This is a genomic window from Pseudomonas berkeleyensis (genome assembly GCF_014109765.1).
GTDB lineage: Bacteria > Pseudomonadota > Gammaproteobacteria > Pseudomonadales > Pseudomonadaceae > Aquipseudomonas > Aquipseudomonas berkeleyensis.
Genome location: NZ_CP059139.1, coordinates 2,847,873 through 2,862,479, shown reverse-complemented (window position 1 = coordinate 2,862,479; position 14,607 = coordinate 2,847,873). Strand labels below are relative to the sequence as shown.

Genomic DNA, 14,607 nt, shown 5'->3' with positions numbered 1-14,607 from the left:
CACCATGGCCAAGCGCAGCGCTGCCAAGAGCTTTCTCAACGACCCGCAGTGGTACAAGGATGCGGTGATCTACCAGGTTCACGTGAAGTCATTCTTCGATGCCAACAACGACGGCATCGGCGACTTCCAGGGGCTGATCGACAAGCTCGACTACATCGCCGACCTCGGCGTGAACACCCTGTGGCTGCTGCCGTTCTACCCCTCGCCACGCCGTGACGACGGCTACGACATCGCCATGTACCGCGGCGTACACCCTGACTACGGCAGCCTGGCCGATGCCCGGCGCTTCATCGCCGAGGCGCACAAGCGTGGCCTGCGCGTGATCACCGAGCTGGTGATCAACCACACCTCGGATCAGCATCCCTGGTTCCAGCGCGCGCGCAAGGCGAAGAAGAACTCCAAGGCGCGCAACTACTACGTGTGGTCGGATACCGACGAGAAGTACGACGGCACGCGGATCATTTTCATCGACAGCGAGAAGTCCAACTGGAGTTGGGACGCCGTGGCCGGCCAGTACTTCTGGCACCGCTTCTACTCGCATCAGCCAGATCTCAATTTCGACAACCCCAAGGTGCTCGACGCGGTACTCGGGGTGATGCGCTTCTGGCTGGACATGGGTGTCGACGGCCTGCGCCTGGACGCCATTCCGTACCTGATCGAACGCGACGGCACCAGCAGCGAGAACCTGCCGGAGACTCACGCGGTGCTCAAGCGCATCCGCGCCGAAGTGGACGCCCGCTACCCGGATCGCCTGCTCCTGGCCGAAGCCAACCAGTGGCCCGAGGACACACGGCCTTACTTCGGCGAGGACGATGAGTGCCATATGGCCTTCCATTTCCCGCTGATGCCGCGCATGTACATGGCCATCGCCCAGGAAGACCGTTTCCCGATCACCGACATCCTGCGCCAGACGCCGGAAATCCCGCCCAACTGCCAATGGGCTATCTTCCTGCGCAACCACGATGAACTGACCCTGGAAATGGTCACAGACGACGAGCGCGACTACCTGTGGAACTACTACGCCGCAGACAGCCGTGCGCGCATCAACCTGGGTATCCGTCGTCGTCTGGCGCCGCTGGTCTCACGTGATCGACGGCGTATCGAACTGCTCAACAGCCTGCTGCTGTCGATGCCGGGCACACCGACGCTGTACTACGGTGACGAGATCGGCATGGGCGACAACATCTACCTGGGTGACCGCGACGGTGTGCGCACGCCAATGCAGTGGTCGGTGGATCGCAACGGCGGCTTCTCCCGTGCCGATCCGGCCAGCCTGGTGCTGCCACCGATCATGGATTCGCTGTACGGCTACCAGACCATCAATGTCGAGGCCCAGGCCCGCGACCCGCACTCGCTGCTCAACTGGACGCGGCGCATGCTCGCCATCCGCAATCAGCACAAGGCCTTTGGCCGTGGCTCGCTGGTGATGCTGGCGCCGAGCAACCGGCGCATCCTGGCTTACCTGCGCCTGCATCGGGCCGAGGATGGCACTGAGCAGCAGATACTCTGCGTGGCCAACCTGTCGAGTGCCGCCCAGGCGGTGGAACTGGAACTGGCTGACTACCGCGACCGGGTGCCGGTGGAGATGATCGGTGGCGCCTCGTTTCCGCCCATTGGCCAGCTCACCTACCTGCTGACGCTGCCGCCATATGGCTTCTACTGGTTCTACCTGGCCGATGCCTCACAGATGCCCAGCTGGCACCTGAAGCCTGTCGAACGTATGCCGGAGCTGCAGACCCTGGTGCTTGGTCGTGCCCTCAGCGAAGTGATGAATGACCGGCCCCGGCAAACCCTGGAGCGTGAGTCGCTGCCGTTGTATCTGGCCAAGCGTCGCTGGTTCGCCGGCCAGGAACGACCGAGCGACGGCGTGCGCCTGCTCTACGTCGTTCCACTGGCCGAAGGAGCGGATGCGCCCTTGCTGGCGGAGGTGGAAGTACAGGGCGAGGCGGGCGTCGAGCACTACCGCCTGCCGCTGGCGGCGGTGCCGGAACGCGCTGTCGGTAACGACCTGCCGCAACAACTGGCGTTGGCGAGGCTACGCCGTGGCCGACGTGTCGAGTTGCTGACCGACGCCTTCAGCCTGCCGCAATTCAACCAGCACATCCTCAGTCTGCTACGTGAGCAAAGCATGCTGCGCAGCGCCGCTGGCGAGATCCAGTTCCGTGCCGAACCTGGCCTGCTGGCACTCGAAGCGCTTGATGAAAGCGCCTTCAAGCTGCTGTCGGCCGAGCAATCCAACAGCTCGGCACTGCTCGGTGAACAGCTGCTGGTCAAGCTGCTGCGCCGTGGCTTCCCCGGCATTCACCCGGAAGTGGAGATGGGCCGTTTCCTCACCGACCACGGCTATGCCAACGTCGCGCCGTTTCTCGGCGAAGTGGTACGGGTCGACGATGACGGCCAGCCGCACACGCTGATGGTGGTGCAGCGCTACCTCGACAACCAGGGCGATGCCTGGCAGTGGACGCTGAACACCCTCGACCGTGCCATCCGCGACGGGCTCGCTGGCGGTACCGCCGACCCAGAGCTGGACGCGTTGGATGAGCTGGCGGCGTTTTCCGCCACGCTCGGCAAGCGGGTAGGTGAGATGCACGCGGTGATGGCACGCCCAGTGGAGAACCCGGATTTCGGCTATCGGCTCAGCGACGAACAGGACAGCGCGCACTGGGCCGAATCGATCACCGGCCAGTTGCAACAGGCGTTGCAGGCTCTAGCTCGCAATCGCGACGGCCTGGCTACAGCCGATGCGCAGCAGGCGGATTGGTTGCTCGGCAAGCAACAGGCGCTGCTCGAGGCGACCACCAGATTGGCACGCCAAGTTGCCGGCGGCCTGCGCATTCGTGTGCATGGCGATCTGCATCTGGGCCAGGTGCTGGTGGTTCAGGGCGACGCCTACATCATCGACTTCGAGGGCGAGCCCAATCGCTCGCTGGAGGAGCGCCGCCAACGCCACAGCCCGTTCAAGGATGTGGCCGGCATGCTGCGCTCCTTCGACTACGCCGCTGCCGTGGCGCAGCGCAATGCAGGCGGGGTAGACGGCGCCGTGGATGCCCAGCAGGTGGTGCGCACTGTGGTAGCGCGTTACCGCAGCACGGCTCGCAATGCCTTCCTGGAGGCCTATCGCCTGGCTGCTAATGGCTTGCCGCACGAGTGGCATGAGCGGGACGGCGAGGATGCTGCGCTCACTCTGTTCTGCCTGGAAAAGGCGGCCTATGAAATCGTTTACGAAAGCGGCCACCGCCCCGACTGGATCGATGTTCCGCTCCAGGGCCTGGCGGATCTGGCTCGCCAACTGCTGGGAGTGCGAACTTGAATCACAACACGGTGGAACGCCTGCGCCAGGCCGAGGAAGGCGATCCGTTCGGTTTTCTCGGCCCTCATGCGCACGGCGATGGAGTTCTGATCCGCGTCTGGTTGCCCGGCGCCGATGCGGTTGACCTGCTGACGGCCGACGGCGAATCACTCGGTGCCATGCAGCTCAGCGACCCGGACGGTCTGTTCGAACTGCGCTTGGCGCAACCGCAGCGTTATCGGCTGCGTATTCACTGGCCCGGCGGTGTGCAGGAATGCGAAGACCCGTATTCATTCGGCCCGCTGCTGGGTGAAACCGATCTTTACCTGTTCGCCGAAGGCAATCACCGCGAGCTGTGGCGCTGCCTCGGCTCGCGGCCTGTCGAGCACGAAGGCGTGCCGGGCGTGCGTTTTGCCGTCTGGGCGCCCAACGCCAAGCGGGTTTCCGTGGTCGGCGACTTCAACAGTTGGGATGGTCGCCGTCACCCCATGCGCCTGCGCTACCCGGCGGGTATATGGGAGTTGTTCATTCCGCGCCTGGAGGCGGGCGAGTGCTACAAATACGAAATCCTCGGCCAGGGCGGCGTGCTGCCTTTACGTGCCGATCCGTTGGCCCAGGCCACCGAAATGCCGCCAGCCACCGCATCGCGCGTGCCGCAGGCCGAGCCTTTCGCCTGGCAGGACGAGCAGTGGATGAGCGCGCGCGACAAGCGCCATGGCCCGCAGGCGCCGCTTGCAATCTACGAGCTGCATGCCGGCTCCTGGCAGTGGACGCAAGGCCGCCCACCAAGCTGGGATGAATTGGCCGACCGGCTGATTCCCTACGTGCAGGATCTGGGCTTCACCCATATCGAACTGATGCCGATCATGGAGCACCCGTTTGGCGGTTCGTGGGGCTATCAGCCGCTGTCGATGTTCGCGCCGACCGCACGTTTTGGCAGCCCCGAACGCTTCGCAGCGTTCGTCGACCGCTGCCACCGCGCCGGTATCGGCGTGATCCTCGACTGGGTGCCGGGGCATTTCCCCAACGATGCCCATGGCCTGGCCGAGTTCGACGGCACCGCGCTGTATGAGTACGCGCACCCGTTCGAGGGCTTCCATCCGGACTGGAACACCTGCATCTACAACCTGGGGCGCACCGAGGTGCACGGTTTCATGCTCGCCAGCGCGCTGTACTGGCTGCGTGAGTACCACGTCGATGGTCTGCGCGTGGATGCGGTGGCCTCGATGCTGTATCGCGACTATTCGCGCGAAGCGGGGCAGTGGATTCCCAACCGTCACGGCGGGCGCGAGAACCTGGAGGCCATCGAGTTTCTCCAGCACCTCAACGAGGTGGTGCGCACCGAGGTGCCGGGCGCACTGATGATCGCCGAGGAATCCACCGCCTGGCCCGGCGTCAGCCGGCCGGTGCAGGAGGGCGGCCTGGGCTTCACCCACAAGTGGAACATGGGCTGGATGAACGACAGCCTGAGCTACATCCAGCAAGACCCGATGTTTCGCCGGCACCACCATCACCAGATCACCTTCGGTTTGCACTACGCGTTTTCCGAGCGGTTCATCCTGCCGATCTCCCACGACGAAGTGGTGCATGGCAAACGTTCGCTGCTCGGGCGCATGCCGGGCGATCGCTGGCAGCAGTTCGCCAACCTGCGCCTGTTTCTGGCGCTGATGTGGACGCATCCGGGCAAGAAGCTGCTGTTCATGGGTTGCGAATTCGGCCAGTGGTGCGAATGGAATCACGACCAGCAACTGGACTGGTACCTGCTGCAGTACCCCGAACATGCGGCGAGCCAGGCACTGGTGCGTGAGCTGAACCGGTTGTATCGCGGCGAGCCGGCGCTGCATCAGCTGGACGATCGAGCCGAAGGTTTCCAATGGCTGATCGGCGATGACGCCCGCAACAGCGTATTCGCCTGGCTGCGGCACGGTCGGGACGGCGAATCGCTGCTGGTGGTGCACAATTTCACGCCACAGGTGATCGATGGCTACCGCATTGGCGTGCCAAAGGCTGGAAGCTGGCGGGTGCTGCTCAATACCGACGAGAGCCGCTGGAGTGGTTCGGGGGCGGGTACTCAGGGCGAGCTGCATAGCGACGCTGTAGCGGCTCATGGCCAGGCCGATTCGCTGAATCTGCAATTGCCACCGCTGGCCACACTGCTGCTCCGCCCGTAGGGTGTCGCGGGGGCGCCTAGGTCGTGCGCACCGCGGTTAGAGTGCAAAAGCCAAAAGCCGGTGCGCGCGGCGCACCCTACGTTGGAGGCGCGCGTGCGGGAGTTTGTAGGGTGCGCCATGCGCAGCGATCCGCCCATGCCCGTGGGTGTCAGGAATACCGCACCAACTGATGCGGGTAGTTGCCGACCCGCGCGCCGATGACCATCTCACTGATCCAGTTGCCGAGAATCTGGGTATAGGCCTGCTGGTCGCGGTCTTCGCTGAGGGCGTGATCGGCGCCGTCGAGGATGCGGTGCGTCAGCGAGTGGGCCTTGTCGAAGGCGGCGCGGTAGCTCATCAGCGTGGCGTGCGGCACGAAGTCATCGTGCTCGGACTCTACCAGCAGCACGTCGCCACGAAACGCCGAGCAGGCACGCAGCGCCTGATTGTCCTCGGCGCGCAATAGGCGCCGCCGGTATTCCTGCAGGCGCGTGGTGTCCAACTGGCCTTTGGGTGTGTGCCATTGCTCGTCCCAGTACAGCGCAGGTACCCGCAGGGCCAGCCATTTCACCGCGCGCTGCGTGCTCAGCAGGGTGGACAGATACCCGCCGTAGCTGCTGCCGATCACCGCGATGCAGTCGGTGTCGACGGCTGGGTGTTCGGTCAGACGGTCGTAGGCGGCGATGATATCGGCCAGGTTGTGCGCGCGGGTCACGCTCTCCTTCGCGGCGATGGTCTTCTCGTGGCCACGCAGGTCGAAGGTCAGGCATACGCAGCCAAGCCCCGCAATGCCTCGGGCACGTGCCAGATCACGCTGCTGGCTGCCACCCCAGCCATGGACGAAGAGTACGCCAGGCACCTTGGCCGGCGGCGAGAGGAGGGTAGCAGCGATAGCTTCGTCATCGACCAGGATTTCCAGCGTCTCGCTCTGTGCACTCATGTCCGTTCCACCTTGACGTACTTGCTCAGCAAGCCTAGTTCATCGTCGTGCCCCTGATAGAGGCAAATGGCGCCGCGTGGAGGTGGGATGTCGCCATAGTGCTCGAAGGTCGAGGCATGCAGCTGCCTTAGCGCCGGGTCGTCGACGAAGGCTTCCAGGGCGAATATTTCCGCCGGGCTGGCCCCGCCAACCCGCCAGGATTGCTCCAGTACACCGCAGCGCTGCTTGCCGGTGCGGCTTTCGCCACAGGCCACGTCGTAGTTGCGCCGCGAAGCGAAGAGGCCGGGGTAGGCCTCGAACGCAGCCAGTTCGTAGATACGCGCCTGCTGAAGGGCCAGGCGCGCCGCACGCGGCATGGTCAGGGCCATCAGGGCCAGATAATCACCTCTGACCATGATCAGCTCGGAGCCGCCGTAAACCGAATGGCCGTGGTTGTCACGGGTCAGATGCTGGCTGCCGTAGTAGCTCAATGTGACGCCCGCCACGGTGATCTGGCCGACGCTGTAGGTGTAGGGCTGACGCAGCTCTTCCTCCAGCACCAGGCCATGCTCGCGCACGGTTTGTGCGTCCAGCGCTGCCAGGGCAGTCTCCAGTTCCGCCAGGTCGTTGATCGATTGTTGCCCGCGTCCCGCCCGGGCCAGCACCGGCTTGAGGCGCAGCGGCCCATCCCGCAGCAGACGTTGACCGGCGCTGTGAGCATCATCCAGATCGAACGCGGTGAAGCCGGGCAACGTGACCTGATCGACCTGCAGTGCGAAGCTCTCCGACCAACCGTCAGGGTGCCGGCTCTGCTCGCTGATCAGCGGATGGCTGATTGCCTTGGTCGCCACGAAAGCGTGCTCGACCACACCGCCGAAGAGATCCTGATTGCTGTCGATGCCCAGCGCCGAGACATCGCCTACCAAGGTGTCATCCGGCAGGAAGTAATAACGCCCCCCGGAGGGCAGGCTGGTCGAGTAGTCGCCTATGAAAGGGCAGCCGAGCAGCTTGCCCAGCTTCTCGGCCAATATCTGCTGCACGGCGCGCTCGTGCTCACTGCGGGTGCCTTGAACGGGTAGCCATACCACGCTGCTGTGTGGGGTCATTGCTTACCTCGCCAGGTGCCGCCTGCGCTCTCGCAATCGAGTCGTACCTGACGCAGGTCACCCACGTTGTAATAGTGGGTGACGACCTTGGCGTCGTTCGGTACCGCTGGGCGTGCCTGGTCTTCATCTTCAGCGGTGGAGCGGTAGTTGCTCAGGCTTTCCTGGGTCAGCGCGGCCTCACAGGTGCCGATGCTGTCGCTGGAACAACTGGCGACCTTTTGCTGCCGGGTGTTGATCATCTCATCGCTTTCGTTGTTGCAGGACCAGTCGATATCGCCCTGTGACATACCGACGAATTCATAGCACAGCTCTTTTTCAACTTCGCGAATGGCGTCGCTGGACGAGCGGCTGCTGACATAGCAGGCATCGGCCAAGGCGTCGGCAGCGGTCATCCAGCCGAGTAGAAAGATAGGAACGGCGGCTTGCATGGTGATATCTCCATAACGGTGGCCTTCATCGTTTGTGAGCCAGGCTATCGGTATGAAGTTCAGGATTTCTGATCGGTGGGGCGGCTGCAGAAACAGCGGTATTCATGCAGCCACGAGCTGAAAACCGGGCGCGCCGCTCCAGCCTCACTGGGCACTGCAAGGGTGTACAAAGGGCAGCTCAAGGCGATGGCGGAACTCGGCGTGAAGCTCGAACCTGTCCGCGAGATTGAGCCGATGCGGGGTTTTGAAAATCAGCGTTTGGCCAGTTGTTCCGTCTGCCAACCGCCACCCAGTGCCCTGAATGCCGCAATGGCGGCGCGCGCAGATTCCGTCTGCGCCTGGGCTCTGGCATCCGAAGCTCGCAGCAAGGTTTCGTCGGCGTTGAGCACTTCGATCAGGCTGGCCGCGCCGCTTTGATAGGCGATGAACGATGACTGCCTGGCGCCCGTGAGCGATGTTTCGCCTGCTAGCAGGGTGGTCGCCTGAGCCTCGCGATTGACCAGGGCCGAGAAAGCGTTTTCAACATCTTCACTGGCTCTTAGCACCGACTGCCGATAAGCCGCGAGCGCTTCGGCTTCCTGGCCCTTGGCCTGATCGATCTGCGCGTTGATACGGCCGAAGTCGAACAGTCGCCAGCGCAGGCCCAGCACGCCGGCCGATTGCGCGGCGCCGCTGCTGAACAGGTTGCCACTTTGCGTGGCGGCACTGCCGAGCAGGGCACTGAGCGAGAATTTCGGGTAGTACTCGCTGATCGCCATGCCGATACGGGCATTGGCGGCGACCAGGCGACGTTCGGCGGCTATCAGATCGGGGCGGCGGCGCAGCAGATCAGCTGGCGAGCCAGTGGCCGTCAGTTGCGGAGCGCGTGGGATGGCGCTTGCGCTGGCCAGCTCGGCGCGATGGGTGCCGGGCGGGGTGCCGAGCATCACATCCAGCGCATTCATGGCCGCATCCAGGCCCGCCTGCAGCACCGGCACACTGGCCTTGACCTGCGACAGCTGGCCCTCGGTCTGCTGTACCTGAAATTCGGCGGCAAGCCCCTGCTCGTGCAGCAGGCGCACTTTCTCCAACAGCTCCTGCTGGGTGTCGACCTGCCGCTGGGCAATCTCCAGCCGCGCCTGCAGGCCACGGATGGTGGTGTAGACATCGGCGGTTTGCGCCGCGACGGCCAGTCGCGTGGCGACGACGCCGGCCTCGGATGCCTGGTATTCGGCCAGAGCCGCTTCTCGGCCACGGCGCAGGCCGCCAAATACATCCAGTTCCCAGCTCGCATTGAGATTGGCCTCGTAGCTATTACCATAGCGGTCATAGCCGGGCGCGGTGTCGAGCACCTGGCCCAGCGGTGTTTCCAGCGACTGGTAAGCACGGGCTGCCTGGCCATTGACTGTTGCGGAGGGCAGCAGAGCCGCATTGGCTGCACCCAGCCCGGCGCGTGCCTGAACGACCCGTGCCTGGGCTTGGGCCATATCAAGGTTCTGCGCGAGCGCCTGACTGACCAGCGCGCTCAGTTGTGGGTCGCCAAAGCCTTCCCACCAGGCCGCGAAGCTGGCAGTGGTCGTCGCGCTTCGGCTCTCTACTGCGGCCTGGCCAATGTATCGTTCGGCCAGTGGAACATCCGGACGCTGGTAGTCCGGGCCAACCGCGCAGCCTGCTGCCAGACTGGTGCTTACCGCGAGAGCGAGAAGACGGAAGGGAGGCATGAGGTTTCTCTGAGACCAATTCAAGTTGTGACCATATTATAGATTGGTCACTTTCTGTCAATCAGCCCACTACAGGGTTAAGCTGTAGGCATGAACGAAAATATGAACACCTCAACCATACGCGGGCCGCTGGATCACGAGATTCGCGATCAGATCATCAGCGCTGCAACCGAGCATTTCAGCCATTACGGTTACGAGAAGACCACCGTCTCGGATCTCGCCAAGGCCATCGGTTTCTCCAAGGCCTATATCTACAAGTTCTTCGAGTCCAAGCAGGCCATCGGTGCGGTGATCTGCACCAATCGCCTGGCGATGATCATGGAGATTGTCGACGCGGCCATCGCCGGCGCGCCGACGGCGTCTGAAAAACTGAGGTGCCTGTTTCGCTCTATTTCAGAGGCTGGTAGCGATCTTTTCTTCCATGATCGCAAGCTCTATGACATCGCGGCGGTCGCTTCGCGTGATCAGTGGCCTTCCGCAGTGGCACACCAGGTACGCATACGCGCAATCATTCAGCAGATCCTGCTCGACGGTCGCGCATCTGGCGAGTTCGAGCGCAAGACGCCGTTGGACGAGGCCACCAAGGCGATCTTTCTGATCATCCTGCCCTACGTCAATCCTGCTCAGTTGCAATACAACCTGGACACGGCTCCCGAGGCGGCCGTGCACTTGCCGGCACTGATATTACGAAGCTTGGCACCTTGATAGATCGATTGTGACCATTGACAGAATTAGTCACTAGTCTAAGAATGGGGTTCCTGTATTGCTCTTGAGTAACGGAACCCATGCGCCTCAAATCCGCCACTTTTGCTCTTTGCCTACTGCCTATCCTTCTGGTGGCGTGTGGCGATTCGTCAGTCCATCAAGACCCACGCCTCAAGCCGCCGCTGGTCAGAGCAGCGGCGGTCGAGCACTCGCTTGAGGTTTCTCGTTCATTCACCGGTGTGGTCGTCGCCCGTACCCAGAGTGACCTTGGTTTCCGCGTGTCGGGCAAGATCCTGGAGCGCCTGGTCGACACCGGGGAAACGGTCAAACGCGGCCAGCCGCTGATGCGCCTCGACCCCATCGACCTGCAATTGCAGGCGCGTGCGCAGCAGGAGGCTGTTGCTTCCGCCCGAGCGCTGGCCAAGCAGACGGCTGACGACGAGGCGCGTTATCGCGGGCTGGTCGCTGCTGGTGCGGTATCGGCGTCGGCCTACGCTCAGATCAAGGCCGCCGCTGATTCCGCCAAGGCTCAGCTCAGCGCGGCTCAGGCTCAGGCTGATGTGGCGCGCAATGCCACGGGCTACGCGGTGTTGCTGGCTGACGCCGATGGCGTGGTAATGGATACCCTGGCCGAACCAGGCCAGGTGGTCAGCGCTGGGCAACCGGTGGTGCGATTGGCGCGGGCAGGGCAGCGTGAGGCCATCGTGCACCTCCCCGAAACCCTGCGCCCGGCGCCGGGCTCAACGGCTCAAGCCACCTTGTATGGCAATAGCGGCGCTGCCGTCGCAGCCAAGCTGCGCTTGCTCTCCGAGGCCGCTGATGCCGCCACCCGTACCTTCGAAGCCAGGTATGTGCTTGACGGCGCGCTGGCGAATGCGCCACTCGGCTCGACCATCACCCTGAATATCGCAGAGGGCAAGAACGCCACGCCAGTGCTGCAAGTGCCCATCGCCGCGCTCTACGACCCCGGCAATGGCACCGGCGTGTGGGTGATCGCTGGCGAGCCGGCAAAAGTCTCCTGGCGCCCCGTTCAGGTGTTGGGCATCGGTGATGACACGGCACGTGTCGCCGGCACGCTCGACGCCGGTGAGCAGGTGGTGGCCCTCGGTGCCCATCTGCTGCGTGATGGCGAAGAGGTCAGGCTTGCCCAGGCAACGGGCGCGTCGGTCGCCGGGAGTCAGCCATGAGCGAGGGGCGTTTTAACCTTTCCGCCCTTGCCGTGCGTGAGCGCGCCATCACGTTGTTCCTCATCCTGTTGATCGCCGTGGCCGGGACACTGGCGTTCTTCCAGCTCGGCAGGGCGGAAGACCCACCGTTTACCGTCAAGCAGATGACCATCATCACGGCCTGGCCAGGCGCCACTGCCCAGGAGATGCAGGATCAGGTCGCCGAGCCGCTGGAAAAGCGTATGCAGGAGCTGCGCTGGTACGACCGCAGTGAAACCTACACCCGTGCAGGGCTGGCATTCACCATGGTGTCGTTGCTCGATAGCACGCCGCCGTCGCAGGTGCAGGAAGAGTTCTACCAGGCTCGCAAGAAGCTGGGCGATGAAGCCAAGACGTTGCCGGCCGGCGTTATCGGGCCAATGATCAACGACGAGTTCTCCGATGTGACCTTCGCGGTGTATGCCTTGAAGGCCAAGGGCGAACCGCAGCGCCAACTGGTGCGTGATGCCGAGTCGCTGCGCCAGCGCCTCTTGCACGTGCCGGGGGTCAAGAAGGTCAACATCATCGGCGAACAGGCCGAGCGTATTTTCGTCTCCTTCTCCCATGACCGGTTGGCAACCCTGGGCGTAACGCCGCAGGACATCTTTGCCGCACTCAATAGCCAGAACGCGCTGACGCCTGCCGGTTCGGTGGAAACCAGCGGGCCGCAGGTGGTCATGCGCCTGGATGGCGCCTTCGACAAGCTGGCGAAAATCCGCGAAACACCGATTGCCGTGCAAGGTCGCACGCTGAAGCTCTCTGACGTAGCGACGGTGGAACGCGGCTACGAAGACCCGGCCACCTTTCTGGTGCGCAATGGCGGTGAGCCTGCATTGCTGCTCGGTGTGGTGATGCGCGAGGGCTGGAACGGCCTTGATCTCGGCAGGGCGCTCGACGCCGAAACGGCGAACATCAACGAAGAGATGCCGCTGGGCATGACGCTCGATAAAGTCACCGATCAGGCGGTCAACATCACCTTGTCCGTCGATGAGTTCATGGTCAAGTTCTTCGTCGCCTTGCTGGTGGTCATGCTGGTCTGCTTTATCAGCATGGGCTGGCGCGTCGGTGTTGTGGTTGCCACTGCCGTGCCGCTGACGCTGGCCATCGTTTTCGTGGTGATGGCCGCCACGGGCAAGAATTTCGACCGGATTACCCTCGGCTCGCTGATTCTCGCTCTGGGCCTGTTGGTGGACGACGCTATCATCGCCATCGAAATGATGGTGGTGAAAATGGAGGAGGGCTACGACCGCTTCAAGGCCTCGGCCTATGCCTGGAGTCACACCGCTGCGCCGATGCTTGCCGGTACTCTGGTCACTGCCATCGGCTTCATGCCCAACGGTTTCGCCCAGTCCACGGCGGGTGAGTACACCAGCAACATGTTCTGGATCGTCGGCATTGCCCTGATCGCCTCCTGGGTGGTGGCAGTGGCATTCACGCCTTATCTGGGCGTGAGGCTGTTGCCGAATATCAAACAGGTCGAAGGCGGCCACGCGGCGATCTACAACACCCGCCACTACAACCGTTTCCGCACGCTGCTGGCACGTGTTATCGCCCATAAGTGGCTGGTGGCGGGCGCGGTCATTACCTTGTTTGTGGTGGCCGTGCTGGGCATGGGTTTGGTGAAGAAGCAGTTCTTTCCGACCTCCGACCGACCCGAGGTACTGGTAGAACTGCAGATGCCTTATGGCACCTCCATCGAGCAGACCAACGCCACCGCCATCAAGGTCGAGTCGTGGCTGCGCGAACAGGAAGAAGCCAAGATCGTCACCTCCTACATCGGCCAGGGCCCACCGCGCTTCTTCCTGGCCATGGCGCCGGAGTTGCCCGATCCATCGTTTGCCAAGATCGTGGTGCTGACGGACAGCCAGGAAGCCCGCGAAGCGCTCAAGCTGCGCCTCCGAGAAGCGGCCTCCGAAGGGTTGGCGCCCGAAGCCAAGGTTCGCGTCACGCAACTGGTCTTCGGCCCGTACTCGCCATACCCAGTGGCGTATCGGGTGATGGGGCCAGATCCCATGCAACTGCGTGAAATCGCCTCTCGCGTGCAGAGCGTGTTGCAGGCCAGCCCGATGATGCGCACGGTGAATGCCGACTGGGGCCCGCTGGTGCCAACGCTGCATTTCTCGCTGGATCAGGATCGCTTGCAGGCCGTTGGCCTGACTTCCAACGCGGTCGCTCAGCAGTTGCAGTTCCTGCTCAGCGGCGTGCCGATCACCTTGGTACGCGAAGATATTCGCTCGGTGCAGGTGGTCGGTCGTGCGGCGGGGGATATCCGTCTCGATCCGGCGAAGATCGAAGGTTTCACGCTGGTCGGCTCGGCTGGTCAGCGCATTCCGCTGTCGCAGATCGGTGAAGTGGGTGTACGCATGGAAGACCCGATCCTGCGCCGTCGCGACCGCACGCCGACCATTACCGTGCGTGGCGATATCGCCGAAGAGCTGCAGCCGCCCGACGTCTCCGTGGCGGTGTGGAAAGACTTGCAACCGATCATCGAGACGTTGCCTGCCGGCTACCGCATCGAAATGGCTGGTTCCTTCGAGGAGTCCGGCAAGGCCAGCAAGGCGATTCTGCCGCTGCTGCCGATCATGATTGCTCTGACACTGCTGATCATCATCCTGCAGGTGCGCTCGATCTCGGCGATGGTGATGGTGTTTCTCACCTCGCCGTTGGGCCTGATTGGCGTGGTGCCGGTTCTGCTGCTGTTCCAGCAGCCGTTCGGCATCAATGCCCTGGTCGGGCTGATCGCGCTGTCGGGCATCCTGATGCGCAACACGCTGATCCTGATCGGGCAGATCCACCATAACGAAAACGAGGGGCTCGACCCATTCAATGCCGTCGTTGAGGCCACGGTACAACGAGCCCGACCGGTATTGCTGACCGCGCTGGCGGCCATTCTCGCCTTCATTCCGCTGACCCATTCGGTGTTCTGGGGCACCTTGGCCTACACGCTGATCGGGGGGACTTTCGTCGGCACCATCATGACCCTGGTGTTCCTGCCGGCGATGTACTCCATCTGGTTCAAGATCCGTCCCAGCGAGCGCACCGATGATTCGAGCGTCGCGGCGAAAGCCTGACGCAACTGCCGGTCAGCGTTGTCCTGCGGCTCGG

Annotated in this window: 9 protein-coding genes; 5 read left to right on the top strand and 4 right to left on the bottom strand. The window is 63.3% G+C overall.

Annotated elements, in window-relative coordinates:
• The first annotated feature begins 4 nt into the window (after nt 1-4).
• Both treS and glgB read left to right on the top strand, forming a co-directional pair.
• Entirely contained in the window at nt 5-3,310 is a 3,306-nt protein-coding gene (gene treS, locus HS968_RS13285; protein WP_182366315.1) for a maltose alpha-D-glucosyltransferase, read from the top strand.
• On the top strand, nt 3,307-5,460 hold the full coding sequence (gene glgB, locus HS968_RS13280; protein ID WP_182366313.1) for a 1,4-alpha-glucan branching protein GlgB: 2,154 nt from the start codon (nt 3,307-3,309) through the stop codon (nt 5,458-5,460). Before treS ends, glgB begins: the two co-directional genes overlap by 4 nt.
• Nucleotides 5,461-5,608: 148 nt before the next feature.
• Here the strand turns inward: glgB and HS968_RS13275 are convergent, their stop codons facing one another.
• From HS968_RS13275 to HS968_RS13260, 4 genes are all read right to left on the bottom strand, one after another.
• Nucleotides 5,609-6,379 carry an alpha/beta hydrolase family protein gene (locus HS968_RS13275; protein ID WP_119691307.1) on the bottom strand — a complete coding sequence of 257 codons (771 nt, stop codon included), beginning with the start codon at nt 6,377-6,379 and terminating at the stop codon, nt 5,609-5,611.
• On the bottom strand, nt 6,376-7,464 hold the full coding sequence (locus tag HS968_RS13270; protein WP_182366311.1) for a DUF3182 family protein: 1,089 nt from the start codon (nt 7,462-7,464) through the stop codon (nt 6,376-6,378). Before HS968_RS13270 ends, HS968_RS13275 begins: the two co-directional genes overlap by 4 nt.
• Nucleotides 7,461-7,892, bottom strand: coding sequence for a hypothetical protein (locus HS968_RS13265; RefSeq protein ID WP_182366307.1), 432 nt, complete (start codon nt 7,890-7,892; stop codon nt 7,461-7,463). The genes HS968_RS13270 and HS968_RS13265 overlap by 4 nt, the downstream gene beginning before the upstream one ends.
• A gap of 251 nt (nt 7,893-8,143) precedes the next feature.
• Nucleotides 8,144-9,592 (bottom strand): efflux transporter outer membrane subunit, encoded by a 1,449-nt coding sequence (locus HS968_RS13260; protein WP_182366304.1) that lies wholly within the window; start codon nt 9,590-9,592, stop codon nt 8,144-8,146.
• A gap of 90 nt (nt 9,593-9,682) precedes the next feature.
• Between HS968_RS13260 and HS968_RS13255 the strand changes: the two genes are divergently transcribed.
• The 3 genes from HS968_RS13255 (at nt 9,683) to HS968_RS13245 (ending at nt 14,573) form a co-directional block, all read left to right on the top strand.
• On the top strand, nt 9,683-10,297 hold the full coding sequence (locus tag HS968_RS13255; protein WP_182366301.1) for a TetR/AcrR family transcriptional regulator: 615 nt from the start codon (nt 9,683-9,685) through the stop codon (nt 10,295-10,297).
• An 80-nt stretch (nt 10,298-10,377) separates the two neighbouring features.
• Entirely contained in the window at nt 10,378-11,484 is a 1,107-nt protein-coding gene (locus HS968_RS13250) for an efflux RND transporter periplasmic adaptor subunit (protein ID WP_182366298.1), read from the top strand.
• Nucleotides 11,481-14,573: an efflux RND transporter permease subunit gene (locus HS968_RS13245; RefSeq protein WP_182366295.1), complete on the top strand. Its 3,093-nt coding sequence runs from the start codon at nt 11,481-11,483 to the stop codon at nt 14,571-14,573. The genes HS968_RS13250 and HS968_RS13245 overlap by 4 nt, the downstream gene beginning before the upstream one ends.
• The last annotated feature ends 34 nt before the right edge of the window (nt 14,574-14,607 follow it).

What these genes read in the sequence shown, in the direction of transcription:
- HS968_RS13265 (WP_182366307.1), bottom strand. Translation starts at nt 7,892, where the DNA reads ATGCAAGCCGCCGTTCCTATCTTTCTACTCGGCTGGATGACCGCTGCC.
- treS (WP_182366315.1), top strand. Translation starts at nt 5, where the DNA reads ATGGCCAAGCGCAGCGCTGCCAAGAGCTTTCTCAACGACCCGCAGTGG.
- HS968_RS13260 (WP_182366304.1), bottom strand. Translation starts at nt 9,592, where the DNA reads ATGCCTCCCTTCCGTCTTCTCGCTCTCGCGGTAAGCACCAGTCTGGCA.
- HS968_RS13255 (WP_182366301.1), top strand. Translation starts at nt 9,683, where the DNA reads ATGAACGAAAATATGAACACCTCAACCATACGCGGGCCGCTGGATCAC.
- HS968_RS13270 (WP_182366311.1), bottom strand. Translation starts at nt 7,464, where the DNA reads ATGACCCCACACAGCAGCGTGGTATGGCTACCCGTTCAAGGCACCCGC.
- HS968_RS13245 (WP_182366295.1), top strand. Translation starts at nt 11,481, where the DNA reads ATGAGCGAGGGGCGTTTTAACCTTTCCGCCCTTGCCGTGCGTGAGCGC.
- HS968_RS13250 (WP_182366298.1), top strand. Translation starts at nt 10,378, where the DNA reads ATGCGCCTCAAATCCGCCACTTTTGCTCTTTGCCTACTGCCTATCCTT.
- HS968_RS13275 (WP_119691307.1), bottom strand. Translation starts at nt 6,379, where the DNA reads ATGAGTGCACAGAGCGAGACGCTGGAAATCCTGGTCGATGACGAAGCT.